This window comes from Sandarakinorhabdus sp. AAP62 (genome assembly GCF_000331225.1).
In the GTDB taxonomy this organism is placed as follows: domain Bacteria; phylum Pseudomonadota; class Alphaproteobacteria; order Sphingomonadales; family Sphingomonadaceae; genus Sandarakinorhabdus.
Genome location: NZ_ANFY01000007.1, coordinates 504303 through 528721, shown reverse-complemented (window position 1 = coordinate 528721; position 24419 = coordinate 504303). Strand labels below are relative to the sequence as shown.

At 65.9% G+C, this 24419-nt stretch carries 22 protein-coding genes; 7 read left to right on the top strand and 15 right to left on the bottom strand.

The window, feature by feature from the left end; translation table 11 throughout:
- Positions 1-7: 7 nt before the first annotated feature.
- Positions 8-574 (top strand): Pycsar system effector family protein, encoded by a 567-nt coding sequence (locus tag D619_RS18095; RefSeq protein WP_017668254.1) that lies wholly within the window; start codon positions 8-10, stop codon positions 572-574.
- A 7-nt stretch (positions 575-581) separates the two neighbouring features.
- Here D619_RS18095 and D619_RS0108980 read toward each other — a convergent pair whose 3' ends face one another.
- Both D619_RS0108980 and D619_RS0108975 read right to left on the bottom strand, forming a co-directional pair.
- Positions 582-1502 carry an NAD-dependent epimerase/dehydratase family protein gene (locus D619_RS0108980; protein WP_017668253.1) on the bottom strand — a complete coding sequence of 307 codons (921 nt, stop codon included), beginning with the start codon at positions 1500-1502 and terminating at the stop codon, positions 582-584.
- 116 nt (positions 1503-1618) lie between these two features.
- Positions 1619-3367: a fatty acyl-AMP ligase gene (locus D619_RS0108975; RefSeq protein WP_152417375.1), complete on the bottom strand. Its 1749-nt coding sequence runs from the start codon at positions 3365-3367 to the stop codon at positions 1619-1621.
- A gap of 124 nt (positions 3368-3491) precedes the next feature.
- Between D619_RS0108975 and D619_RS0108965 the strand changes: the two genes are divergently transcribed.
- The gene (locus D619_RS0108965) at positions 3492-4049 is read left to right on the top strand and encodes a RecX family transcriptional regulator (protein WP_017668251.1); all 558 of its coding nucleotides are present in this window, start codon (positions 3492-3494) and stop codon (positions 4047-4049) included.
- On the opposite strand, the gene D619_RS0108960 is transcribed toward D619_RS0108965, so the two are convergent.
- Entirely contained in the window at positions 4050-4250 is a 201-nt protein-coding gene (locus D619_RS0108960) for a hypothetical protein (protein WP_017668250.1), read from the bottom strand.
- Between the two features lie 164 nt (positions 4251-4414).
- Between D619_RS0108960 and D619_RS16210 the strand changes: the two genes are divergently transcribed.
- Both D619_RS16210 and D619_RS0108950 read left to right on the top strand, forming a co-directional pair.
- Complete coding sequence (locus D619_RS16210) at positions 4415-6715, top strand: TonB-dependent receptor (protein WP_017668249.1); 2301 nt, start codon at positions 4415-4417, stop codon at positions 6713-6715.
- Between the two features lie 118 nt (positions 6716-6833).
- Positions 6834-8654, top strand: coding sequence for a DUF3422 family protein (locus tag D619_RS0108950; RefSeq protein ID WP_017668248.1), 1821 nt, complete (start codon positions 6834-6836; stop codon positions 8652-8654).
- A 9-nt stretch (positions 8655-8663) separates the two neighbouring features.
- Here D619_RS0108950 and clpA read toward each other — a convergent pair whose 3' ends face one another.
- Positions 8664-11006: an ATP-dependent Clp protease ATP-binding subunit ClpA gene (clpA, locus tag D619_RS0108945; protein WP_026090880.1), complete on the bottom strand. Its 2343-nt coding sequence runs from the start codon at positions 11004-11006 to the stop codon at positions 8664-8666.
- Between the two features lie 185 nt (positions 11007-11191).
- Here clpA and D619_RS16205 point away from each other — a divergent pair, with 185 nt between their 5' ends.
- Positions 11192-11980, top strand: coding sequence for a phosphatase PAP2 family protein (locus D619_RS16205; protein ID WP_017668246.1), 789 nt, complete (start codon positions 11192-11194; stop codon positions 11978-11980).
- Between the two features lie 55 nt (positions 11981-12035).
- Here the strand turns inward: D619_RS16205 and D619_RS0108935 are convergent, their stop codons facing one another.
- From D619_RS0108935 to D619_RS0108915, 5 genes are all read right to left on the bottom strand, one after another.
- Positions 12036-13262, bottom strand: a complete 1227-nt coding sequence (locus D619_RS0108935; protein WP_017668245.1) for an acyl-CoA dehydrogenase family protein — start codon at positions 13260-13262, stop codon at positions 12036-12038.
- 59 nt (positions 13263-13321) lie between these two features.
- Positions 13322-14419 carry an acyl-CoA dehydrogenase family protein gene (locus D619_RS0108930; protein WP_017668244.1) on the bottom strand — a complete coding sequence of 366 codons (1098 nt, stop codon included), beginning with the start codon at positions 14417-14419 and terminating at the stop codon, positions 13322-13324.
- Positions 14420-14499: 80 nt separating this feature from the next.
- Positions 14500-15216 carry a hypothetical protein gene (locus D619_RS0108925; protein WP_017668243.1) on the bottom strand — a complete coding sequence of 239 codons (717 nt, stop codon included), beginning with the start codon at positions 15214-15216 and terminating at the stop codon, positions 14500-14502.
- Positions 15213-16154 carry an aminotransferase class IV gene (locus D619_RS0108920; RefSeq protein ID WP_017668242.1) on the bottom strand — a complete coding sequence of 314 codons (942 nt, stop codon included), beginning with the start codon at positions 16152-16154 and terminating at the stop codon, positions 15213-15215. The genes D619_RS0108925 and D619_RS0108920 overlap by 4 nt, the downstream gene beginning before the upstream one ends.
- Positions 16151-16348 carry a DUF1192 domain-containing protein gene (locus tag D619_RS0108915; protein WP_017668241.1) on the bottom strand — a complete coding sequence of 66 codons (198 nt, stop codon included), beginning with the start codon at positions 16346-16348 and terminating at the stop codon, positions 16151-16153. Before D619_RS0108915 ends, D619_RS0108920 begins: the two co-directional genes overlap by 4 nt.
- A gap of 45 nt (positions 16349-16393) precedes the next feature.
- On the opposite strand from D619_RS0108915, the gene D619_RS0108910 reads away from it, so the two are divergent.
- The gene (locus D619_RS0108910) at positions 16394-17392 is read left to right on the top strand and encodes an NAD(P)H-quinone oxidoreductase (RefSeq protein ID WP_017668240.1); all 999 of its coding nucleotides are present in this window, start codon (positions 16394-16396) and stop codon (positions 17390-17392) included.
- Here the strand turns inward: D619_RS0108910 and D619_RS0108905 are convergent.
- On the bottom strand, positions 17385-18605 hold the full coding sequence (locus tag D619_RS0108905; protein ID WP_017668239.1) for an aminotransferase class V-fold PLP-dependent enzyme: 1221 nt from the start codon (positions 18603-18605) through the stop codon (positions 17385-17387). The genes D619_RS0108910 and D619_RS0108905 overlap by 8 nt on opposite strands.
- A gap of 99 nt (positions 18606-18704) precedes the next feature.
- Between D619_RS0108905 and D619_RS0108900 the strand changes: the two genes are divergently transcribed.
- Complete coding sequence (locus D619_RS0108900) at positions 18705-19391, top strand: DUF1013 domain-containing protein (protein ID WP_017668238.1); 687 nt, start codon at positions 18705-18707, stop codon at positions 19389-19391.
- A 59-nt stretch (positions 19392-19450) separates the two neighbouring features.
- On the opposite strand, the gene scpB is transcribed toward D619_RS0108900, so the two are convergent.
- The 5 genes from scpB to argS are packed head-to-tail and all read right to left on the bottom strand — an operon-like array spanning position 19451 to position 24377.
- Positions 19451-20023 (bottom strand): SMC-Scp complex subunit ScpB, encoded by a 573-nt coding sequence (gene scpB / locus D619_RS0108895; protein ID WP_017668237.1) that lies wholly within the window; start codon positions 20021-20023, stop codon positions 19451-19453.
- Positions 20016-20792 carry a ScpA family protein gene (locus D619_RS0108890; protein WP_026090878.1) on the bottom strand — a complete coding sequence of 259 codons (777 nt, stop codon included), beginning with the start codon at positions 20790-20792 and terminating at the stop codon, positions 20016-20018. Before D619_RS0108890 ends, scpB begins: the two co-directional genes overlap by 8 nt.
- Positions 20789-21829 carry a beta-N-acetylhexosaminidase gene (nagZ, locus tag D619_RS0108885; protein WP_017668235.1) on the bottom strand — a complete coding sequence of 347 codons (1041 nt, stop codon included), beginning with the start codon at positions 21827-21829 and terminating at the stop codon, positions 20789-20791. Before nagZ ends, D619_RS0108890 begins: the two co-directional genes overlap by 4 nt.
- Entirely contained in the window at positions 21829-22656 is an 828-nt protein-coding gene (locus tag D619_RS18090) for an SPOR domain-containing protein (RefSeq protein ID WP_017668234.1), read from the bottom strand. Before D619_RS18090 ends, nagZ begins: the two co-directional genes overlap by 1 nt.
- Positions 22656-24377 (bottom strand): arginine--tRNA ligase, encoded by a 1722-nt coding sequence (argS, locus tag D619_RS0108875; RefSeq protein ID WP_017668233.1) that lies wholly within the window; start codon positions 24375-24377, stop codon positions 22656-22658. Before argS ends, D619_RS18090 begins: the two co-directional genes overlap by 1 nt.
- Between the last annotated feature and the right edge of the window lie 42 nt (positions 24378-24419).

The following is a 24419-nucleotide window of genomic DNA, read 5'->3' as shown; positions in this document are numbered from 1 at the left end:
GTGTCACATGGATGACATATTCGATATCAGCAGCGATACATTGACCGAGGGTGGGCCGCCGCCGGGTGCCAGCCATGCCCCCAGTCACGCAAACGCCATCCACCTGATCCGCACCATGCAGCAACATCACGTGACGCTGTCAGCCATGGCAGATCAGAAGGCGAGCATCATCATCGGCGTCAATTCGGTGATCTTTGCGCTGGTGGTGAAGGAGGCCGCCACCAATCCGGCACTGCTGGTGCTGGCGGCGTCTTCGGGGCTGGCCGCGGTGCTGTGCATGCTGGCGGTGCTGCCGGCGCTTGGCAGCGCGGCCAAGGGGCCGCCTCCGCCACCCAACCTGTTGTTCTTTGCCGGTTTCACCCGGCTGAGCGAGGCGGAGTGGATCCACTGGCTGGAGCATACCAATGCGGATGATCACGCCATCCAGCAGGCCATGGCGCGCGATGTCTACCAACTGGGCCAGGTGCTGGCGAACAAGAAGTATAAATATCTCGGCTGGGGCTATCGCGTGTTCATCGGCGGCCTTGTCACCACGCTGGCGGTGTTCCTGTTGCAGACGGCGCTGGGCGCCTGACCAGCCGTTACAGCCAACCTCTGGCGCGATAGTCGCGCACTGTATCGGCCATGCCTTCATCCAGCCCGATCTGCGGCTGCCAGAGGCCGGCCAGCCGCTGATTGCCGCCGCGCGCCACCCAATCGGGGTGGGCGAGATAGCGGGCGCGGTCGCGGCTCAACTTGGGCAGTTCGCCCTTCCAGCCGGCCAGCCGCGTGGCGATGGCGGCGGCGGTGCTGATCAGGCGGCTGCCGATGGGAATCATGCGCACATTGGCCTTGCCCAGCGCCCGGCCAATGGCGGCAGCGTGATCGGCGTGGGCATAACCGCCCGAACCATCATCGATTTCCAGGATCTCGCGCGACGGGCCGCCGTGGGTCAGTGCCAGCAGGGCTCGGGCCAGATCGTCGACATGGATCAGGCTGATGCGCGCGTTTGGCCCGCCGGGGGCGAGGCCCAGGCCAAAGCGGGCGAGGCGGAACAGATCGCGCATTTCGGCGTCGCCAGGGCCATAGACGCCGGGCGGGCGCACGATCACCCAGTCGCGGTCACTGGCCATCGCCAGGGCGTCACCCTGCGCCTTGGACGCGCCATACATCGATAGCCGTGGCTCGCGTGCAGCGAGGCTGGAGACGTGGACGAAGCGCGGCACGCCGGCAGCGGCGGCCAGCACATTGGCGGTGCCGGTGACATTGCCCGCCGTGAAGCCGGCTTCATCGGCCGCGTTGACGACGCCGGCAATGTGCAGCACGGCCGCCGCGCCCTCGCACAGACGGGCCAGCGCGTGGGTGTCGCCGAGATCGCCCAGCACCCATTCCACGCCGGGCTGTGGCGGCTGCGGCCGGCGGGTGAGGGCACGGACGGGGCGATTGGCCAAGGCCAGCACGCGGCGGCCGACGAAGCCGGTGGCGCCGGTGACGGCGAGGGGAGGGGTCGTCTGCTCGGTCATCGTTCAACAAACCCAGACCCGCTCATGCCAAGCTTGTCGAGGCACCGCGCCGGCGGTGGTGCGTGCCTCGACTAGCTCGGCATGAGCGGGTCTGGTCTTTTCCGGGGGGCCGAAGGTCAGGCCGCCACTTCGAACGGCTGAATCTCGCCCGACAGATATTGCAACCGCGCCTTCGACCGGCTCAGCTTGCCCGACGAGGTGCGCGGCAGGGTGCGCGGCGGCACCAGTTCGACCACGCAGCTCATGCCGGTGATGGCTTTCACCTTGGTCCGAATCGCGTCGCGCAGCTTGAGCCGCTCGTCGTTGCAGCTGGTGCGGCACTGCACCAGCACGGCCGGGGCTTCTTCGCCCGATGGGGTGGTGACCGAGAAGGCGGCGATGTCGCCAGCCTTGAAGCCGGGCAGCTGCTCGATCGCCCATTCGATATCCTGCGGCCAGTGATTCTTGCCGTTGATGATGATCATGTCCTTGGCGCGGCCGACGATATAGAGCGAGCCGTCCTTCATGTAGGCCATGTCGCCGGTGTCGAGCCAGCCATCCTTCATGCAGGCGGCGGTGGCTTCCGGATCGCGGAAATAGCCGGCCATGATGCCAAGGCCCTTCACGAACACGCGGCCGATCTTGCGGTCGGGCAGCAGCTGGCCGTTTTCATCGCGCACTTCGATGGTGAGGCCGGGCACGGCCTTGCCGCAATTGACAATGGCGCGGTAGCGGGTGGGCAGGCGGTGATCGGCGCGCGGCTCGGTGGCGCCCGACAGGGTGCGTTCGTCGATCAGGTCGCACTGGATGCCTTCACCCACCGGCATGATGGTGACGGCGAGCGTCGCTTCGGCAAGGCCATAGCTGGGCAGGAAGGCGCTGGCCTTGAAGCCGGCCGGCGCGAACGTGTCGACAAAGGCCTGCATCACTTCCGGGCGGATCATGTCCGCCCCGTTACCGGCGACGCGCCAGCGCGACAGGTCAAAACGTTCGGCCACCGGGATCGACGGCGAAATGCGGCGGGCGCAGATATCGTAGCCAAAGGTGGGCGAATAGCTGAGCGAAGCATCCGGGTTGCGGCTGATCAGCGTCAGCCACGACAGCGGGCGGCGGGCGAAATCCTCGGTGGCGAGATAATCGACCGAGATCTGGTTGGACATCGGGGCGAGCATGCAACCCACCAGGCCCATGTCGTGATACCAGGGCAGCCAGCTCACCACCCGATCGCCTTCGGCGGCGTGGGTGCAGCTGGCATGGGCCGAAAGATTGGCCAGCAGCGCTTCGTGGGTAACGGCAACGCCATGCGGGAAGCGGGTGGAGCCCGACGAATATTGCAGATAGGCGATGTCGGTCGGCTTGGCCCTGGGCAGCGTCACGGCGGGTGCGTCTCCCGCGAACCATTGCTCCCAATCATGCGCGGCACACAGGCCGGTGGCCGCATCCTTCACGATATCGTGCAGGCCGGGCGGGGAGAGCAGCATCAGCGGATCGCAGCTGGTGAGCTGCACGCGGATCTGATCGACATAGGCTTCGCGGCCGCCAAAGCTGGTCGGCAGCGGCAGCGGCACCGGCAGCGCGCCGGCATAGATGGCGCCAAAGAAGGCGGCGGCAAAGCCGGGGCCGGTTTCGGCGATCAGGGCAATGCGGTCACCGGGCTGCACACCTTCGGCAATGAAGTGCGCCGCGTGGCGGCGGGCATCGGCGGCGAGTTCGGAAAAGGGGTAGGCGCGCACCAGATCGGCGCGGGCATCGTGGAAATTATAGCCTTTTTTACCCTGCGCCGCATAATCCAGCGCATCACCCAGCGTGGCGAAATCAGAGCGGCGCTGCGGCAGCGCATCGCTGGTGGCGGTTGGCTTCAGCTCGGCCTGGGGGGTATCGGCCATCATCGTCTCCCTTGCCGCGCCGCTGCGGCCCGACCCGGCCTGCGACGCAATATGATTTTTTCTCAGGATCGCCCTGCCACACGGGGGCGTTCAAATTCCGGCCCGAAAGTGGCAGGAAAGTGGCATGGTTGACGAAAAGCAAGGAAATGGGCGCCGCCAGCGCCGCGTCCCGCCGCCGCTGGACGAGGCTGGCTTGCGCGATCTGGCCCTGCACTATGCAGCGCGTTTCGCCACCACCCGGTTGAAATTGCTGCGCTATCTGGCCCGGAAGCTGAAGGAGCGCGGCTGGGCCGGGACGCAGCCGGCGGCGCTGGAGGCGCTGGCGGACCGGCTGGCCGAGCTCGGCTATGTCAATGATGCTGCCTTTGCGGCGATGAAAAGCCGGGCGATGGCGGCGCGCGGCCTGGGGCATCGCCGGGTGACGGAGCAATTGCACGCGGCCGGAGTCGGCGAGGCTGATCGCGGTGAGGCGCCCGATGCGCAGGCGGCGCTGGCCACGGCGCTGGCCTTTGCCCGCAGGAAGCGGCTGGGGCCGTTTGCGCGCGAACGCAGCGATGATCCGGCCACGCGGCAGAAGGCGCTGTCGGCCATGTTGCGGGCCGGGCACGCGATGGGGGTGGCGCGGCCGATCCTGGCGGCGCGCAGCGTGGCGGAAGCGGAAGCGTTGTTGGGCGGGGATTGATCAGCGCAGTTGACGGCCACCGCCCGACCAGCTGATCACCACACCCAGCACCTTGCCCATCACCTCGCCGGTGAGGGCAAAACGCTTCGGCCGTGGATCGTCCGTCTGTTCGAAAGCCAGGGTGAGGCGGGGTTCGGCCGCAACCAGCGCCATGACCGCCAATATGACCAGCCCGATGCGGGACGCCAGCGCGCGTACCATGGTTTCCCTCCCCGTAAGAGCGTTCGGAAATGCCGCCGGCTGGCTTGACCGGCGATGAACGGCGACGGCGGAAAATCTTTGTTGCGACTGATTATCATTATTGCCTTGCCCGGCCGCCGCCGCTAAGGCGATTGAGAATGAGTTGCAATAAGAGGGTTTTCGTCATGCGTCATCGCAGTTTCCAGCCCAGCGCCTCCCGCACATTGTGGCTTGCCACGGCCGCCCTGATGCTGGCCGGCCCGGCGCTGGCGGCCCCGGCGGATGAAGCACTGGCGGTGACGGCTGCGGCGGGCGATTCCGCCCCCGATACCGAAATCATCGTGGTGGGTGATGCCATTCGCGCCGGCCAGATCGCCGGATCGACCGCGCTGGTGACCGAGACGGACCTCAAGCGCAGCCGCGTGTTCACCGTGAACGATGCGCTGCGCCAGGTCGCTGGCCTGTTCCCGCGTGACGAGGAAGGCGCCGGCGCCCGCCCCAATATCGGCATCCGCGGGCTCAATCCGGTGCGGTCGACCAAGGTGCTGCTGCTCGAAGATGGTGTGCCGCTGGGTTATGCCCCCTATGGCGACAATGCCAGTTACTATCACCCGCCGATCGAACGGTTCACCAGTCTGGAGGTGCTGAAAGGCGCCGCGCAGGTGCGTTTCGGCCCGCAGACCATTGGTGGCGCCATCAACTATATCACCCCCGCCGCGCCGGAGCAGCTGACCGCGCGCTTCACCGGCAGCGTGGGCAATCGCGATACGGTCAACCTCGATGGCATGGTCGGCGGGCAGGCGCTGGGCGGCGGGCTGCTGCTGCACGTGAATCACAAGCAGACCGACGGCAACCGCGACAACCAGCATCTGCGTTTCACCGATATCTTCGTGAAGGGCAGCTGGGATCTGGGCGCCGATCACGGCATCACGCTGAAGGTGAGCCGTTTCCGTGAAGACAGCCAGCTGACCTATTCCGGCCTTACCCGCGCCGAATTCGCCGCCAATCCGCGCGGCAACATCTTCGTGAACGATGATTTCCAGACCGAACGCTGGAATGCCACTTTCGCGCACCGCTGGACGCTGTCGAACGCGGCGACGCTGAAGACCACGGCCTATTATCACCATTTCGCCCGTGACTGGTGGCGGCAATCTTCGAACAGCGGCCAGCGCCCGAACGATGCCAGCGATCCGGCCTGCGGCAGTGTGGCCAATCTCAATGGCGGCTGCGGCAACGAAGGGCGGCTGCGCGATTATGATACCTGGGGCGTCGAAAGCCGGCTCAGCCTGGATCATGATGATCTTGGCCTCGGCTTTGGCGGTGAGACCGAGTTGGGCATCCGCTTCCACGAGGAACGCCAGCGCCGCCGCCAGTGGAATGGCGATACGCCCACCGCGCGCACCCCCGGTGTGGGCGTGAACGCCGGCGTGCGTGAGAACAATGAGCGCGACGCCTCGGCCTTCTCGGCCTTCATCCAGTCCCGCCTGCAATTCGGCGATTTCGCCATCATCCCGGGCGTGCGCGGCGAGTTCATCGACTATGCCCGTCGCAACCTGCCGGTGGACGTGATCGCCGGCGGCCGCCCCACTGGCGCCAAGACCGCGGAAACCCAGGGCCAGCAGACGCTGGACAAGTTGCTGCCCGGCATCGGCATGACCTGGCGCGTGGCGGATGATGTCACGCTTTACGGCGGCGTCCATCGCGGCTTTGCCCCGCCGCGCGTGGAAGACATCATCACGCCTGCCGGCGGCTCGGTGGATCTCGATGCGGAACTCAGCTGGAACTGGGAAGCCGGCGTGCGCGGCAGCATCGTCAAGGGCATCAGGGGTGATGCCACCTTCTTCGTGATGGATTTTGCCAACCAGATCATCCCGCAATCCGTGGCCGGCGGTGTTGGTGCCACGCTCACTTCTGCCGGGCGCACGCTGCACCGGGGCGGGGAATTGTCGCTCACCCTGTCGTCACGAGATGCCGGCTGGACGGATGCGGAGACAGACATGTTTGCCCGCCTGGCCAGCACCTGGGTGGCGACCGCGCGCTACAGCAGCACAAGGATCGCCAATGTTCCCTGTTTCGATGGTGCCACCACCGGCACGCTGGTTGCCACCGGTGCCGGCGCGGTGCCGTGCGGTGTGGCCCGCGACGTGAAGGGCAATCGCCTGCCCTATGCGCCGGAATGGCTGATTTCGGGCGCGCTGGGCATCGAGCACAAGGGCTTCACCGGCCAGGTGGAAGTGGTGGGCCAGTCCGCCATGTTCGCCGATGATGTGAACTTGGTGGCCGTCACCCCCGATGGCCAGCGTGGCCGCATCGGTGGCTGGGCGCAGGTGAATATCGCCGCCTCCTACGGCCCGCCCAAGGGCAATTGGGAAGTGTTCGTTTCGGCGCGCAACCTGTTTGATCGGCTGTTCGTGATCGATCGCGCCCGCGGCGCGCTGCCGGGCCAGCCGCTGATGGTGCAGGGCGGTGTGACAATTCGTTACTGAAGAATGAAGATGACTTGACGCTTTCGCTACCCACCGGCAGTTTTACTTGCAGGATTCGTGGTGATTTCAGGCGCTTGTTAATAAAAGCTGCCGCCTGAAACTTGGGGGAGCGCGGGCAATGGCGGCGGCGGACGGCGAATACATAGTTGCGCATAATCCGCATCCGCTGTCGCCACCCCGGCTGCCGCTGCCAGCCCTCAATTTCCACCGCGCCTGGTGGTTTGCCGATGCTGGCACTGAGCGTGGTTCTGCCCCCACCAAGCAGATGCTGCTGGGCAAGGTGAAGGCGCTGCTGGAGCGGTCGCTGGATGCAAGGAACGGCATCGAGATCCTGAGCGTCAACGGGGAGATCGGACGCCCAGTGAAGGGGCAAGCCTTTCCCTTCACCTTCATGGGTCATGCGGCCTCACTTGACGCCAGCGGAGGTGCAACCGCGCAGATCAAGGCCAATCTGCTGGATGTAGACCGCTTTACCCTGTGGCTCGGCTGGCGGGACATGCGGGTCAGGCTGCACATGGCCGTCCACAGCGAATATTTCACCATCAGCCTGTGGACGCTCTTCACCCGCAAGCAGGATGAGAATGATTTCAACAATCCGAACGCGGTGCGCGTGCCGTGCGTATCAGGCGAATTAAAGCCCCACCTCGCAAAGCTGTGGCGGCCATTGCTCAGTGCGCACAACAAGAGATTGCACCCAAGCTTCGCCGCGACCGTCTCGCGCAAGAAGGAAGCCACCAGCGAAGCCGCAACCGCCCTTTATGATACGCACAACGACGATCTGTTCTTGGCCCTGTTTCCGCCAGAAGCCGGCAGTTCAGATTTTGGCGGCAGCACAATGTTCGCCGACTTCCGGTCCGTCATCCTGCCTTCGGAGCCACTGCTCGGCAGTGATGTGGCAACGATCGACAGCAAGCTCAAAAGGCCTGGGCCGATCCTGGATGCCATGGCCGGCGTATTCAACGGCTTCAACACGGCGCTGCCGGAACTGATGGGTTCCCTGTTTCTCGATGAGCGGGTGGTTTACGTGTCCTCACTTGGCACCCACCATCTCGCCGACAAGGACAGCGCACCGGCGATCCCGCCAGTGCGCTATCTGATGTACGCCGACAATGTCTGCAGTTGGCAGATGGGGCGGCTTATCGAACGGTTGAACACGCTGGGTACTTATCGGCTTGCATCGCTCCGCCATTTGAAAGCGTTGAATGAGATCGGCGACACGCTGGAAGCCATTGGCGAAACGCTGGGCAAGGAGCTTGATCTGACGGATGGCGACGCCCTGCAAAAGACGTTCACCGATCAGTTCAACGCGTTCAACCGACTGTCTCCCGCCAACGGCGAAACCGTGTCGTTCCGGGTAGACCGCTCACGCTTCTACGTGGACGCCTTCACGCGGCTGGTGAGGGATCTGCACGACAAGCGCGTGCCGGGCTTCCAGTCCTACCCGGACTTCGTGCGCCGCCGCTATGGCGCGACTTGGGACCGCATCGACCGCATTGGCCTGCGCCATGAGAAGCTCGCGAAGCGGCTGGATTATCTTTCCAATCTCGCTCAAGCAGTGCAACTGCGCCTCGCGGCTGATGCACAGAAAAATCTGGCGGAGGAACAGACGGCCCAGACACTGGCGCTCAACGAGGCCGCGAGGGCGCAGGTCGGCCTGCTCCATACCGCAGAGCGGGTGTCGGTCATTCCCGTTGCCTATTATTTCAAGCCGGCTATGGAAGCCATGCTGGCCAAAGCCCGATCACTGCACCTAGATGCCTTTTTCCTGAACATGACGTTGTTCGCGGGAGTCATGCTCATCGTCAATCTGTATCACATGCCGACCAAGAATCGCCATGCTGAACGAGAAGCCTTAGGCTGGCTCCTCGTTCTGGCAGTGGCCCTCAAGCTTGCCGGATGGATCGGTGGTAAGGTTGCATCATCGGCGGCAGGCCACTGATGCGACCGCTCAGGCCTCCGTGGCCGGCGCCGGCAGCGCTTTCGGTGCCTTCTTCGCTTTCAGCTTCTTGATCGCCGGCACGATCTCGAACGACAGATCATCGTCCTTCACGTGCACGCGCACTTCGCCGCCGTTCACCAGCTTGCCGAACAACAGTTCTTCGGCCAGCGGCTGCTTGATCTTCTCCTGAATGAGGCGGCCCATCGGGCGCGCACCATAGAGCTTGTCGTAGCCGCGGGCGATCAGCCAGGCCTTGGCTTCTTCGGTCAGGCTGATGTGCACTTCCCGATCGGCCAGCTGCATTTCCAGCTGCAGCACGAACTTGTCGATCACCATGGCAACCACCGATGGCGGCAGGTAACCGAACGGCACGGTGGCATCGAGGCGGTTGCGGAATTCCGGCGAGAACATCTTCTTGATGGCCTCTTCATCCTCACCGATGCGGCTGGTGGCGCCGAAACCAATGCCTTCCCGCGCCATGTCGGCAGCGCCGGCGTTGGTCGTCATGATCAGGATGATGTTGCGGAAATCCACCGTCTTGCCGTGGTGATCGGTCAATTTGCCGTTGTCCATGACCTGCAACAGGATGTTGAACAGATCGGGGTGGGCCTTCTCGATCTCGTCCAGCAGCAGCACCGAGTGCGGCTGCTGATCGACGGCATCGGTGAGCAGACCGCCCTGATCGAAGCCGACATAGCCGGGAGGCGCACCGATCAGCCGGCTGACCGAGTGGCGTTCCATATATTCCGACATGTCGAACCGGGTGAGCGGGATGCCCAGGATGCTGGCCAGCTGCTTGGCGACTTCGGTCTTGCCGACGCCGGTGGGGCCGGAGAAGAGATAGCAGCCAATCGGCTTGTTGGGTTCGCGCAAGCCCGCACGCGCCAGCTTGATCGCGCTGGACAATTTCTCGATGGCGGCATCCTGGCCGAACACCACGCGCTTCAGATCGGCATCCAGCGTCTGCAGCTGCGCCTTGTCGTCGGTGGAAACGCTCTTCGGCGGGATGCGCGCCATGGTGGCGATCACCGCTTCCACTTCCTTCACGCCGATGCTCTTCTTGCGCTTGCTTTCAGGCAGCAGCATCTGCGACGCGCCGGTCTCGTCGATCACGTCGATGGCCTTGTCCGGCAGCTTGCGATCGTTGATGTAACGGGCCGAAAGCTCCACCGCCGCCTTGATGGCATCGGCGGTGTAGCGAAGCTTGTGATGCTCTTCATAGGACGGCCGCAGCCCCATCAGGATCTTGATCGAATCCTCGATGCTCGGCTCGTTCACGTCGATCTTCTGGAAGCGGCGCAGCAGGGCGCGGTCCTTCTCGAAGTGGTTGCGGAACTCCTTGTAGGTGGTCGAACCGATGCAGCGGATGGCGCCGGAAGACAGCGCGGGCTTGAGCAGGTTCGAGGCATCCATCGCGCCGCCGCTGGTGGCACCGGCGCCGATCACCGTGTGGATCTCATCGATGAACAGCACGGCGTGCGGCAGCTTTTCCAGCTCGTTCACGACATTCTTCAGCCGCTCCTCGAAATCGCCGCGATAGCGGGTGCCGGCGAGCAGCGCGCCCATGTCGAGGCTGTAGATCACGGCGGGCTTCAGCACATCGGGCACCTGGCCCTCGACGATCTTGCGCGCGAGGCCCTCGGCAATCGCCGTCTTGCCGACGCCGGGATCACCGACATACAGCGGATTGTTCTTGGACCGGCGGCACAGGATCTGGATGGTGCGATCGACCTCGGCATGGCGGCCGATCAATGGGTCGACCTTGCCGATCCTGGCCTTCTCGTTGAGGTTGACGGTGAACTGCTTGAGCGCGCTTTCGCCGCCCTTCTTGTCGCTCTTTTCGGTCTTGGCCGGCTTTTCCTCCGGCTCTTCCCGATCGGCCGTTCCCTTGGGCGGCTTGGCTTCGGACTGGCCGGACTTGGCAATGCCGTGGCTGATGAAGGAGACGGCATCGAGGCGCGTCATGTCCTGCTGCTGCAGGAAGAACACGGCGTGGCTTTCGCGTTCGGAAAACAGCGCGACCAGCACGTTGGCGCCAGTCACTTCCTCGCGGCCGCTCGACTGCACATGCAGGATGGCGCGCTGCACCACGCGCTGGAACCCGGCGGTGGGCGACGGATCAACACTGGCATCGGCTTTGAGCGCCTGCAGTTCGGTATCGAGATAGCGGATCAGCTGGCCCTGCAGTTCCTCAAGATCGACATTGCAGGCCTTCATGACCTGGGCGGCGTGGGTATCGGTGGTGAGCGCCAGCAAGAGATGTTCGAGCGTGGCATATTCGTGGGTGCGGCGCGCGGCTTCGGCCAGCGCGTTGTGCAGGGTCTTTTCAAGTTCGCGGGTGAACGAGGGCATCAACATCTCCGTGGCGCGCCGTTCGGGGGAAAGGAGCGCCGTTGGCCGGCCCGGCCGTATGGAGGGCCTGCAGCCAATGTCTGCCCGGTGCAGGCAGATATCAAGGGGCAAACGGCCCAGTGCCACATGTTTGTAATGTCGCAGTGATGTTTGCGAACCTCTGGCCAGCCGGGCAACGGCGCGCCATGATGATCTTCAATCGTGGAGACACCGAAATGCGCCTGATGCTGACTGCCCTTTTGCTGATTCCCACGCCGCTGGCGGCCCAGCCTACAATGACCGCGCCCGCTGCCGCGCCGGCGCCGGGCTATGTCGCCGACCGGCCGCCGCTGGCGCTGATGCGCCTGTTGCCGCCGCCGCCCGAAGCCGGCAGCACTGATGATCAGGCCGACAAATTCCTCTATCGCCAGAGCAAGCGCGGCATTGGCGGGCCGCTGTGGCAGAGCGCCATCGGCCAGCTGAGCGTGACCAGCCCGAGTTTCGTGAAGGCGGTGAGCTGTGCGCTGGGCGCCAACCTAACCCCGCAGACGACGCCGGCCACCATGACGCTGCTGCGCCGCGCCGGCACCGATCTGGGCCGCGCCGTGTTCCTGGCCAAGGATTATTACAAGCGTCCGCGCCCGTTCAGCACCGATAACGGCAAGGCCTGCGACCCGGATGCCGCGAAGGACGGCGGCAAGGCGCTCGGTTTCGCCTATCCGTCGGGCCATGCGGCGGTGGGCTGGCTGTGGGGCCTGATCCTGTCGGACGCGCGGCCGGAACGCAGCGCCGCGCTGCTGAAGTTCGGCAAGGCCACCGGCGATCTGCGCATCGCCTGCCGCGTGCACTGGGCGTCGGATGTGACGAACGGCCGCCTGCTTGCCACTGCGCTCTATCAGCAGATCGAGGACACCGCCGATTACAAGGCCGATCTGCTAAAGGCCAAGGCGGAACTGAGCCTGGCGCCGGTGCCGGAAGGCTGCCCGGTCAGCTGACGCGAAAAGGGGCGCCGGCCAGCCGGCCAGCGCCCCCCTTGCAATAGTCTGCCGATCAAACCGGCACGGCCTGGTTGAACGGCGTGTCCTTGTCCGGCCGCATGTCGCCGGGCAGGCCCAGCACGCGTTCCGCGATGATGTTGCGCAGGATTTCGTCGGTGCCGCCGGCAATGCGCAGGCCAGCCGAGCCGAGGTAGCTCCCCTGCAGCTTGGCCAGTTCCGGATCGGCGTCGCTGCCGGCCACAAAGCCGTCACCGCCCGACAGATCAAGCGCGAAGCTGGCCAGATCCTGCATGGTTTTCGCCACCACCACCTTGGAGATGGACTGCTCCGGCCCCGGCACCTGGCCCTTGGACAGGGCGGAGAGCGCGCGCATCTGGGTGAGCTTGATGCCCTGATCGTTGATATAGGTCTGGGCGATCTTCTGGCGCACGTCGCTGGCGCCGATGGCCGGGCTGCCGTCCGGCGCTTCCACGCCCTTGGCCAGCTTCATCAGCGTTTCATAGCCGGGCGCGTACCGCGGCTTGCCGCCAACGGCGAGACGCTCGTGCATCAGCGTGGTGAGCGCCACCTTCCAGCCGTTGCCGACCTCGCCGAGGCGGTGCGAATCCTGCACCCGCACGCCATCGAAAAACACTTCGTTGAAATCGCTGCCGCCGGACATCTGCTTGATGCCCTTCACCGTCACGCCCGGTGCCTTCATGTTCACGATGAACATGGTGAGGCCCTTGTGCTTGGGCATGTTCGGATCGGTGCGGCAGACGACAATGCCGAAATCGGAGGCGTGGGCGAAGCTGGTCCACACTTTCTGGCCGTCGATCACCCATTCATCGCCATCCTTCACCGCCTTGGTGCGGATGCCGGCAAGATCGGAACCCGCCGCCGGTTCGGAGAAGAGCTGGCACCAGACTTCCTCGCCCAGCAGCGCCTTGGGCACATAGCGCTGGATCACCTCCGGGTTGCCGTGGGTGAAGACGGTGGGGATGCACATGCCAAGGCCGATGGAATAAAGGCCCTGCGGCACATGCCAGCGGCCTTCTTCCTGGCCATAGATGATGCTGTGCATCGGCGTCAGGCCCTGGCCGCCGAACATCTTGGGCCAGGTGATGCCGGTATAGCCGGCGGCGTGCTTCTTGGCCTGCCAGGCCTTCGATCGCGCGATGAATTCCGGCAGTTTCCAGCTTTCGGCCGGCGGGTCGCGATATTCGCTGGCATTGTCTTCCAGCCAGGCGCGCACCGTGGCGCGATATTCGGCTTCCTGCGGGGTGTCGTTGAAATCCATGGTTCGTCTCCCGAAGTCTGTTTCACCCTCGACGGCCAAGCCTGTCGAGGCGCATTTCGTCACGCTGCGGCGCGGTTGCGTTGTTCCAGCGCGCGCACCAGCCGATCTGCCCACCAGCCGCGCGGGCCGAGCGCGGCGACCAGCGCCCGGTTGCGGCGGTAATAGAATTGGCAATCGCTTTCCCAGGTGAAGCCGATCCCGCCGTGCAGCTGCACATTTTCTTCCGCGCAGAAGGCCAGCGCATCCAGGCTGGCGACGCGGGCAGCGGCGGCGGCCTGGCGCAGTTCGGCGCCGTTGGTGCCGATCATGGCCACGCCGTGCAGGGCATGGGCGCGGGCCAGTTCCAGCTTGATGTACATGTCGGCACACTTGTGCTTGACCGACTGGTAACGGCCGATCTTCTGGCCGAAGGCGACGCGGGTCTTGGCGTAATCGACGCTCATCGCCATGGCGGCCTGGGCGGTGCCAATGGCCTCATAGGCGAGGATGATGGCGGCGCGGTCGAGCCAGTCCTGATAATCGCCAGCATCGCCCAGCGCTTCGGCCGGCGTGTTGTTCAGCGTCAGCTTGCCATGGCGGCGGACGAGATCGACGGTTTCCACGGTAGCCGTGTCGGCCCCCTTCAGATCGACGATGTACAGCTGCGGGCCATCGGCACCGGCTGCCGCCACGATGGCGACATGGGCCACGGGCAGATCGGCTACCGGCTGCTTCACGCCGGAGAGCGCACCGCCCTTGGCCACGGTCTTGACGTTGGCGGGGTTGACCGCGCCCGGCTCGCTCCAGGCGACGGTGGCGATCACCTCACCGCTGGCGATGCCGGGCAGCCACTTGGCCTGCTGGGCCTCCGTGCCGGCCAGCACCAGCGCTTCAGTGGCGAGCAGGGTGGAAACGAGCGGCACGGTGGCAAGGCTGCCACCGGCGGCTTCGGCCAGCTGGGCGACTTCCTCGACGGAGAGGCCCAGCCCGCCATGGGCTTCCGGCACGCGCGCAGCGGTCCAGCCCAGTTCGCTGATCTCCTTCCACAGGCCGGCGTCCATGGCCGGCGCGCCATCAGCCATGGCCTTGCGCGCCGGGCCAGTGCCGGCCTTTTCCGCGAGCAGTTTGCGCGCCTGTTCGCCGAGTTCCTTGGCTTCGTCGGAAAAATCGAAATTCACCGGGTGTCTCCCCAAAATCGGACCGCCACGCAGATTACGCGCGCGTCAACCACAGGCAACCTGTCGCTTTTGATTTGGGGTTACAGCCTGTGGGCGGCCATGAAGGCATAGTGCGGCTGGCATTCGTCGCCCACCCGCGCCGCCTCGCCCGCCAGTTCCGGCAACGGCCCTTCCTCGCCCTCGAAGCCGGTGGAGGCCAGCACCCTGTTGTACCAGTGCGGCGCCCACACGCCATCGGTGTCGCGCGGGCCGGGCGGCCAGTGCAGCATGGCGGCATCCCAGCCGATGTCCAGCGCCGCACACAGGCGCGACAGCGTGCCGGCGGGATCGGCCAGCACATCGGCCGAATCGACCACCGGCGGCGCGTGGCCCAGCCGGTCCGCTTCGGCCTCGAACCAGGCGCGTTGCTTCGCAAAACCCAGCCCTTCCGCCGTCACCACCTCGCGCTTTTCGGCGTAGGAGGCGATCACCCGTTCCGGTGAGCGGATCAGAAAGGCGTGCTTGAAGCCTTTGAGGTCATGCATCTGCACCGGCCCGACCATGTGGTGCACCATGTGCTTCTGATACCAGACCGGCTGCGCGCACGGGCCGGACAGCGCATCGGTGACGCTGTGCCAGTCGCAGTCCATGGCGGCGATCACCGCGTCCGCCATCGGGTGATCATCGCCGGTCTGCTTCAGATAGGCGCCATAGAAAGGCTCGTCGCTGACATGGCAATCACCGCGCGCGCCAAAGCTGCGCATCATCGCGGTCGAGAGGTTGCGCGGCCCCGACCACATGGCGATGCGAACGGTCATGGCCGCCCGCGCGCCGCCACGTCCGCTTCAATGAGCGCGCGGTAAAGCCCCTGCAGCCGTTCCACCATCGGCCCGCGCGCATCGGTCAATTTGCGGCCATCGATGCTGGTGACCGGCACGACGCCGGCGAAGGTGCCGGTGACGAAGGCTTCGCTGGCCGAATAGACATCGGTGAGCGAGAAATTCTTCTGGAAGACGGGGATGCCATTGTCCTCGCACAGCGCGATGACGTTGCCGCGCGTGATGCCGGCCAGGCAATAATCGCCGGTGGAGGTCCACACCTCCTCCTGGCCCTTCCGGTTCCGCTTCACGATGAAGAAGTGGGTGGAGTTGCAGGTCGCGACAAAGCCGTGCGGATCAAGCATCAACGCCTCGTCCGCCCCGGCCTGCGTCGCCTGGATGCAGGCGGTGATGCAATTGAGCTTCGAATGACTGTTCAACTTGGGGTCCTGCACATCGGGATGGCCGCGGCGGACGTGGACGGTGGCGAGGCGGATGCCCTTCTCGATGGTCGAGGGCAGCGGGTCCTTGTGCTCGGCGATGATGACGATGGTGGCGGGTGAGACCACGACGCGCGGATCCTGATAGGGCGTCGAGCGCAGGCCGCGCGTCACCATCAGGCGGATGTGGCAGGCGGTCATCTGATTGGCGTCGATGGTGGCGTAGATCCGCTGCTCCAGCTCCGCGCGGCTGATGCCGATATCCATGAAGATGGCCTTGGCGCCTTCCCACAGCCGGTCGAGGTGCTGATCCAGGAAGGCGATGCGGCCAGCGTGGACGCGCAGGCCTTCCCACACGCCGTCGCCCAGCATGAAGCCCGAATCAAACACGCTCACCATCGCCTGGGCGCGCGGCAGCAACTGGCCGTCCACATTGATCAGGATCGTTTCGTTGCGGGGGTCGGCAACGAAATCATGGGTGCCAAGTGCGGTGGTCATTTCTTGAACAGGCTGTCGGCAGCGGCACGGAATTGCGCGGCACCCTCGCGCTTGGCCCTGGTGCGCGCCAGCTCGGCTTCGAGGCCAGCGATGCGCTCGTCGAGATCGGCGATGGAGAGGCGATCGAGGTCTTCCCGCGCCAGATCGGCAAGGCTGTCACTCTTCTTCTTGGGCAGGTCGGCTTCGTCGAACATGGTCCAACGGTTGACCGCGCGCTGGCCTGAGTCAATATCCGGTGCATGACCATCCCCAGCACCATGACCGCCATCGACCCCGCCGCCCCGGGAGGGCCGGAGGTGTTGCAGCCCGTCTCCCGCCCCGTGCCGCAGCCCGGGCCGGGCGAAGTGCTGGTGAAGGTGGCGGCGGCCGGCGTGAACCGGCCCGATGTGCTGCAAAGGCTGGGCCTCTATCCGATGCCGCCCGGCACGCCCACCATCATGGGCCTGGAAATTTCCGGTACCGTGGTGGCGGCGGGCGAAGATGTGGCGCGCTGGCGGCCTGGAGACGCGGTGTGCGCGCTGGTGGCGGGCGGCGGCTATGCCGAATATTGCGTCGCACCAGCCGGCCAGTGCCTGCCGGTGCCGGCCGGCATGGCGATGACGGACGCCGCTGGCTTGCCGGAAACCTGGTTCACCGTCTGGTCCAACGTGATGGACCGTGGCCGGGCGCGGCCGGGCGAGACGATCCTGATCCACGGCGGCACCAGCGGCATCGGCATCACCGCGCTGCAATTGGCCAGGGAAGTCGGGCTGACGGCGATTGCCACCTGCGGCAGCGATGAAAAATGCGCGGCGGCTGTGGCACATGGTGCGGCGCACGCGATCAATTACAAGACGCAGGATTTTTCGGCCGAGGTGCTGGCGCTGACCGGCGGCAAGGGCGTCGATCTCGTGCTCGACATGGTGGGCGGCGATTATGTGCCGAAGAACATCGCCTGCATGGCCGACGATGGCCGCCATGTGAGCATCGCCTTCCAGCGCGGGCCGACCGCCGAGGTGAATCTGGCGCTTGTCATGCGCAAGCGGCTGGTGCTGACCGGTTCGATGCTGCGCCCGCGCCCCGTCGCCTTCAAGACGGCGATCGCCGAAACGCTGGAAGGCGTGATCTGGCCGGCGTTCGAGGCGGGGCGGCTGACGCCGGTGACGGATAGGGTGTTTCCGCTCGCCGAAGCCGGCGCGGCGCATCAGCGGATGGAGGCCGGCGCGCATGTGGGCAAGATCGTGCTGGCGGTCAGCTGACCATACCCTTTGGCGCGAAACGCTCTTCCTGCCATTCGCCGCTGGTCAGCACCGCGCGCAGGGTTTCCAGCGCCAGGCCCACATCGGCAAAACGCGTGGTGAGCGCCGGGAAGCCGAAGCGCATGGCGTCGGGCGGACGCATGTCGCCGATGACGCCGCGGGCGATCAGGGCGCTCATCACGCGACGGGCTTCCGGATGGCGGATGATGACATGGGCACCGTGGCGGCCAGCAGGAGGTGCGTCCACGGTGACGCCGGGCAGCGTCGCGGCGCCCGCCGCGAACAGCTGAACGAGGTGGCGGGATTTGGCCTCGGCCTGCGCCAGATCGATGCCGTCGAACGTCGCCACCCCGGCTTCCAGCGCGCGCATGGCGAGGATCGGCGGGGTGCCGGTGAGCAGGCGGCGTGCGCCTGATGCAGGTGCATAGTCGGCCGCGAAATCGAACGGGGCGGCGTGGCCCATCCAGCCGGTCAGCGCCGGCAGCGCCGCGTCCCAGTGGCGGCGGGCCAGATAGGCGAAGGCCGGCGCGCCGGGGCCGCCGTTGAGGAACTTGTAGCCGCAGCCGACGGCGAAATCGGCGCCGTCGGCATCGAGATTGACCACAAGCGCGCCGGCGGAATGCGACAGATCCCACAAGGTCAGCGCGCCAGCGGCGTGGGCGGCAGCACTCATCGCGGCCATGTCGTGCACTTGCGAGGTGACATAATGTGCGTGGGTCAGCAGCAGCAGCCCGACATCATCATCGAGCGCCGCCCCCAATTCGGCCCGCGGCACCCGCTTCAGCTTCGCACCCGCCAGCTGCGCCAGGCCCTGCATCACATAGGCATCGGTGGGGAAATCGCTGGCTTCCATCAGGATCGTGCGACGGCCGGGGCGCATTGCCAGCGCGGCGCTGGCCAGCTTGAACAGGTTGAGGCTGACCGAATCGCAGGCGACCACCGATTCCGGCTCGGCGCCGACGATCGGCGCGATGGCGGCACCTAGCGTGACCGGCAGATCGATCCAGCCGGCATCGTTCCAGCTGCGGATCAGGCCCTCGCCCCACTCGCCCGCCACCGTCTGCGCCAGGCGATCCGGCAGGGCGGCGGGCAATGGCCCCAACGAGTTGCCGTCGAGATAGACGACGCCCGGTGGCAACCGGAAGCGGTCGCGGGCGTGGGAAAGCGGATCGGCCGCATCAAGGGCGGCCAGTTGGGCGGCAGAAGGCATCATCACCTGCCCTTGCGCCACAGGCGTGGCTCCATTACAAGCCGGTGCGTCCAGCCGTCCCCCAAGGGGCGGCTGTTTTCATGTTCGAGAAGGAAGCCCCCTATGGCCACCACCCTGCCCCTGATGCAGCATGCCACCGCCGCCTGGCTGGTGGACAACAGCGCGCTGACCTTTTCGCAGATCGCCGATTTCTGCGGGCTCCACATTCTGGAAATCCAGGCCATCGCCGATGATACCGCCGCCACCAAGCTGAAGGGTCGCGATCCGATCCGCGCTGGCGAATTGACCCGCGAAGAGCTGGACAAGGGCGAAGCCAACCCGGACTATGCCATCAAGATTTCGCGGATGCCGGAACAGGCGCGCCGCACGTCCGGCCCGCGCTACACGCCGGTTTCCAAGCGCCAGGACAAGCCGGATGGCATCTTGTGGATCATCAAGAATCACCCGGAAATCACCGACGGCCAGATTTCCAAGCTGATCGGCACCACCAAGACAACGATCGCCGCCATCCGCGACAAGAGCCACTGGAATTACGCCAACCTGCAGGCGCGTGATCCGGTGACCCTGGGCCTGACCAGCCAGCGCGAAATGGATGCGCTGGTGGCCGCTGCTGCCAAGAAGGCCGGTATCGACACGACCGTGGATCCGGAGAAGGTGGAAGCCGATCGCGCCGCGCTGATCAACCAGCTGCAGGCCGAACGCCACGCGGCGGCCAATGCGCCGGAAACCCCGGTTTCGACCACGCCCGGCACCGCGCTGGAGCAGGGCGAGGCGCTGTTCCGCCGTTGATTCTGCTGTCCCGCTGAAGCCTCAAAGCCCGCTCATGCCCAAGGCGTGAGCGGGCTCTTTCATTCCTCCCGCCCGCCCAGCGGCAATGGCAATTCGCGCGGTGGTTCGCGATCGAGCAGGCCGGCGGCTTTCAGATCAGCCATGCCGGGCAGATCGCGGCGGCTGGCGAGGTTGAAGTGGGCGAGGAATTCCGGCGTCGTCGCATATTGCAGCGGCCGTCCCGGGGTTTCGCGGCGGCCGGCGGGGCGCACCCAGCCAGCTTCCATCAGCACGTCGATGGTGCCACCCGAAACCGCAACGCCGCGGATTTCCTCGATTTCCGGGCGGGTCACCGGCTCGTGATAGGCAATCACCGCCAGCGTCTCGACGCCGGCGCGGCTCAGCTTCTTCACGGTCTCGCGGCTGGTGCGCAGGAAATGGCCCAAGTCGGGCGCGGTCTGGAACTGCCACTTGCCGCCGCGCTCGACGAGGTTGATGCCGCGCGGTTCATAGCTGGCCGCCAATGCACGCAATGTGGGCAGCAGGTCACCACGCTCGCCGACATGGCGGGTCAGCTCGGTCAGCGACAGCGGCGCTTCGGCGGCAAACAGGATCGCTTCCAGGGCACGGGTCAGGGCGAAATCTTCACTCATGACGGGCTTTCAGCAGGATCGGGGCAAAGGCAGCGCCCTGGCTCAGCGTCGCCTTGCCCTGGCGGGTGAGTTCGAGCGCGGCGACAAAGCTGGAGGCCAGCACCGAGCGGGCATAGGATTCATCGGCCAGATCGGCGGGCAGGAAGCGTACAAGCTCCGTCCAGTCGATGCTGCGGCCCAACAAATGTTCAAGCCGTTCAATGGCTTCATCGAGCGCCATCACCGGCCGGCGGCGGACGACATGGACAGAGCGCGAGCGTCGCGCCGTGATCGCACCATAAGCCGACAGCAGATCATAATAGCTGCAGTCGTAGATGGCGCGCCTGTCTTCGGCGAGGCCTTCGGGATTGGGGCGGCGGAACAGGTCCCAGCCCAGTTGCGGGCGGGCGAGCAGGCGCTGGCCGGCCTCGCGCATCGCTTCGAGCCGTTGCAGCTGGAACTGCAGTTTCAGCGCCAGCTCGGCCGGATCGGGCTCGGCCTCCGGGTCCTTCGGCAGCAGCAGCAGGGATTTCAGATAGGCCAGCCAGGCCGCCATCACGAGGTAATCGGCGGCCAATTCGAGGCTGAGCGCTTTCGCATCCCGGATGAAATCCAGATATTGATCGACCAGCGCCAGGATGGAAATCTGGGCCAGATCCACCTTTTGCGCCCGCGCCAGGGTGAGCAGAAGATCGAGCGGGCCTTCCCAGCTGCCCAGTTGCAGGATCAGCGTGGCCGTTTCCGGCGCAGCCCGCACCGGCAGATCGAATTGCGCGTCCGCCTCGGTCACGCCAGCGCCAGCAGCGTGTCGCGGGCGGCGGCCCATTCGGCCACCGGGGTCGAATCACCCGGCCCCATCCAGGCCATGGCGGCAGCGAGGCGGGTCGCAGCGGCGTCGCTCATCACCGGCGCGGCTTCGACAATGCTGCGCATTTCGGCGAAATCACCGGAACAGTGCAGCGCAATATCGCAGCCGGCATCAAGGCAGGCCAAGGCCCGGGCGCCGAAATCGGAAAGCGCATTGCTGCCCGGCGGGTGGCCGCCCGATTGCGGATTGCCGAGCGCATGCATGCCGAGATCGTCGGACATCAGCAGGCCGCCAAAGCCGATACCATTGCGGATGAAGTCGATCACCGTTGGCGACAGCGTGGCGCAGCGATGGGCGTCGAGCGCGGTGTAGGTGATATGTGCGGTCATCGCCATCGGCGCGTCAGCAAGGCGGCGGAAGGGTTCGAAATCGCGTTCCAGTTCGTCGCGGCTGGTGGTGACCACAGGCAGTTCGAGATGGCTGTCGGCGCGGGCACGGCCATGGCCGGGGATATGCTTGACGACGCCGCAGATGCCGCCGGCCTGAAAGCCATCGAGCACCGCCTTGCCGAGCGCTGAAACCACCATCGGTTCGGCACCGAACGCGCGATCGCCGATGATGTCGTGGCCGCCAGGGTCGCGCACATCGAGAAGGGGCAGGCAATCGACGTTGATGCCCAGTTCCCTCAGCAGTGCCGCGAGCGCCAGCGCGTTCAGCCGGCAGGCCTCGATCGCGGTGATCGGCGCCTTGTCATAAAGCAGGCCGAACCGTTCGCCGGTCGGGAACTCCGGCCAATGCGGCGGGCGCAGCCGGGCGACGCGGCCGCCTTCCTGATCGATCAGGATCGGCACATCACGGCCAGCCAGATCGCGCAGCGACTGGGTCAGCGCGCGCACCTGGTCGGGCGAATCGATGTTGCGCTTGAACAGGATATAGCCGGCAGGGCCCGCCGCGCGGAACAGTGCGCGTTCCTCGTCATTCAGGGTAAGCCCGGCGAGACCGAGGAACAGCGGCTGCATCACTTCTTCACCTCGCAGGCACCCTTCGCGGCCAGGATCGCCTTGCAGGCGGCATCGGGATCGGCTGCCGTGCCGCGCACCCGCCACAGTGTCTTGCCGGTGGACGAGGTGAGCTTTTCGATGCGTTTGCCGGTCAGGCTGCCCTTGCCGGCGACGCGGGCCCATTCTTCCTCGGCCTTGGCCTCGCTGGAAAAGGCGCCAATCTGCACCGTTGCGGCCTTGGCGGCGGGCGCAGCGGCCGCCTTGGTCACCACTGGTGCCGGCTTCACGGCGACGGGCGGCGCAGCGGCCGGCTTGGCCGCCGCCGGCGCTGCAACCGGCGGACGCGCTGGCACCGTGCGAACAGCAGCAGGCGGCGGTCCGGCCGGCATCACCTGCACCTGCACGGGTTGCCCGGCGGCGGCTGGCGGCATTGCGCTTTGCGGGCCAGCCGGCGGCGCGGCGCCATCGGGCGGCAGCAGATCGCGCGGGCGGCCGATCGGCTCTTCGGGCAGGGCGCCCATGTCGATCACTGCGCCGGGATTCTCGCCGCGCACCGCTTCGTGAATCACTTCGCCGTCGCCCTGCACATCCATGCCCTGGCGATCCGCGGGTGGCACCTTGTAGGGGCCGGCATCGGCTTCGATCAGCGGCGCCTGATCGGCTTCCATATAGCCCTGGGACGACCCACCATCGCGGCGCCCGAGCAGCATCAGCAACGCCACTGCCGCCACCGCGCCCAACGCCAGCACGGCGATGATGATATTGAGGAGCGGGCGCTTCTTCGGCTCCGCCCGCAGCGGCGCGGCTTCGGCCAGCCAGGGGGCATCCTCGTCGCGACCGGCCATCAGTGCAGCTCCTCCGCTGCGGCGACGCCGATGACGGCGAGGCCGTTCCTGATCACTTGCCCGACCGCGCGCGCCATTGCCAGCCGCGCTGCCGTCAAGTCAGGCCGATCCGCCAGCACGAAGCGACGGGTCGCATCATCATTGCCGGCGTTCCACTGGCTGTGGAAGGCCGCCGCGAGATCGCCGAGGTAGAAGGCGATGCGGTGCGGTTCGCGGGCATCGGCGGCCTGTTCGACGATGCGCGGGAAGTTGGCGGCCATCTTCACCACATTCAGTTCGTCGGAGTCGAGCAACGTCAGGTCAGGCTCCGGCAGCACCAATCCGGCTTCGGCGACCTTGCGGCCCAAGGAAGCAATGCGGGCGTGGGCGTACTGCACATAGAACACCGGATTGTCGCGGCTCTGCTCCACCACCTTGGCGAAATCGAAATCCATCATCGATTCCGGCCGCTTGGTGAGCATCACGAAGCGGACGACATCCTTGCCCACTTCCTCCACCACTTCGCCCAGTGTCACGAAGGTGCCGGCCCGCTTGGACATCTTCACCGGCTCGCCAGCACGCAGCAATTTCACCAGGTTCACGATCTTGATGTCGAGCGGCACCCGGCCGTCCGACAGCGCCTTCACCGCCGCCGTCATCCGCTTCACATAGCCGGCGTGATCGGCGCCAAAGATGTTGACCAGCGCGTCATAGCCCCGGGTCAGCTTGTCCCAATGATAGGCGACGTCGCCGGCAAAATAGGTCCAGCTGCCGTTCGATTTCATCATCGCCCGGTCCTGATCGTCGCCGAAATCGGTCGAGCGAAACAATGTCTGCGGGCGCGGTTCCCAATCATCGGCGGCTTCGCCCTTCGGCTTTTCCAGCACGCCTTCATAGATCAGGCCCTTGGCCTTCAGCGTTTCAAGCGCTTGCCTCACCTTGGGGCCGAGCGAGGCTTCGGAGAAGAACACCGACTGTGCGATGCCGAGCAGGGCGAGATCGGCGCGGATACGCTCCATCATCAGCGCCACGGTGCGCGTGCGGAACAGGGCCAGCCAGGCGGATTCGGGTGCCCCCACATGCGCGTCGCCAAACTCGGCGGCAAGCGCCTGACCCACCGGCACCAGATAGTCGCCGGGGTAGAAGCCTTCCGGGATCTCGATGCTTTCGCCCAGCGCCTCGCGATACCGCAGGTGGGCGGAGCGGGCGAGCGTATCGACCTGGCCGCCGGCATCGTTGATGTAATATTCGCGCGTCACCTGCCAGCCGGCATATTCCAGCAAGCCGGCCAGCGCATCGCCCACCACGGCACCCCGGCAATGGCCCATGTGCATCGGCCCGGTGGGATTGGCGGAGACATATTCGACATTGATGCGCTTGGCCTGGCCCGCGGTGGAACGGCCATAATCGGCGCCGGCGGTCAGCATCGCGTTGATCTGTGCGTGCCACACGTTGTCGGCCAGTTTCAGGTTGATGAAGCCCGGCCCGGCGACTTCGGCGGCGGCGATGCCCGGCTTGGTGCGCAGGGCGGAAACCAGCGCTTCGGCGAGCGCGCGCGGGTTCAGGCCGGCCGGCTTGGCCAGCACCATCGCGGCATTGGTGGCCAGATCGCCGTGGGAGGCATCGCGTGGCGGCTCGACCGTCACATTGGCAAGCGACAGGCCAGCCGGCAGCGTGCCAGCTTCGGTCAGTTCAGCCAGTGCCGCTTTCAGAATCGCGGCATAGTCGGTAAACAGGTTCACAGGATCAGGCTTTGCAAGAAGAAACGGGGTTGCCCGTTCCCT

Coding starts and splice junctions, on each gene's coding strand:
- nagZ (WP_017668235.1), bottom strand. CDS start 21,829: ATGCAGCCGCTGTTCCTCGGTCTCGCCGGGCTTACCCTGAATGACGAG.
- D619_RS0108915 (WP_017668241.1), bottom strand. CDS start 16,348: ATGTTCGACGAAGCCGACCTGCCCAAGAAGAAGAGTGACAGCCTTGCC.
- D619_RS0108905 (WP_017668239.1), bottom strand. CDS start 18,605: ATGATGCCTTCTGCCGCCCAACTGGCCGCCCTTGATGCGGCCGATCCG.
- D619_RS18090 (WP_017668234.1), bottom strand. CDS start 22,656: ATGGCCGGTCGCGACGAGGATGCCCCCTGGCTGGCCGAAGCCGCGCCG.
- clpA (WP_026090880.1), bottom strand. CDS start 11,006: ATGCCCTCGTTCACCCGCGAACTTGAAAAGACCCTGCACAACGCGCTG.
- D619_RS0108935 (WP_017668245.1), bottom strand. CDS start 13,262: ATGGATTTCAACGACACCCCGCAGGAAGCCGAATATCGCGCCACGGTG.
- D619_RS16210 (WP_017668249.1), top strand. CDS start 4,415: ATGCGTCATCGCAGTTTCCAGCCCAGCGCCTCCCGCACATTGTGGCTT.
- D619_RS0108975 (WP_152417375.1), bottom strand. CDS start 3,367: ATGGCCGATACCCCCCAGGCCGAGCTGAAGCCAACCGCCACCAGCGAT.
- D619_RS0108960 (WP_017668250.1), bottom strand. CDS start 4,250: ATGGTACGCGCGCTGGCGTCCCGCATCGGGCTGGTCATATTGGCGGTC.
- D619_RS0108920 (WP_017668242.1), bottom strand. CDS start 16,154: ATGACCACCGCACTTGGCACCCATGATTTCGTTGCCGACCCCCGCAAC.
- D619_RS0108950 (WP_017668248.1), top strand. CDS start 6,834: ATGGCGGCGGCGGACGGCGAATACATAGTTGCGCATAATCCGCATCCG.
- D619_RS0108925 (WP_017668243.1), bottom strand. CDS start 15,216: ATGACCGTTCGCATCGCCATGTGGTCGGGGCCGCGCAACCTCTCGACC.
- D619_RS16205 (WP_017668246.1), top strand. CDS start 11,192: ATGATGATCTTCAATCGTGGAGACACCGAAATGCGCCTGATGCTGACT.
- scpB (WP_017668237.1), bottom strand. CDS start 20,023: ATGAGTGAAGATTTCGCCCTGACCCGTGCCCTGGAAGCGATCCTGTTT.
- D619_RS0108910 (WP_017668240.1), top strand. CDS start 16,394: ATGACCATCCCCAGCACCATGACCGCCATCGACCCCGCCGCCCCGGGA.
- D619_RS0108980 (WP_017668253.1), bottom strand. CDS start 1,502: ATGACCGAGCAGACGACCCCTCCCCTCGCCGTCACCGGCGCCACCGGC.
- D619_RS0108965 (WP_017668251.1), top strand. CDS start 3,492: ATGGTTGACGAAAAGCAAGGAAATGGGCGCCGCCAGCGCCGCGTCCCG.
- D619_RS18095 (WP_017668254.1), top strand. CDS start 8: ATGGATGACATATTCGATATCAGCAGCGATACATTGACCGAGGGTGGG.
- D619_RS0108900 (WP_017668238.1), top strand. CDS start 18,705: ATGGCCACCACCCTGCCCCTGATGCAGCATGCCACCGCCGCCTGGCTG.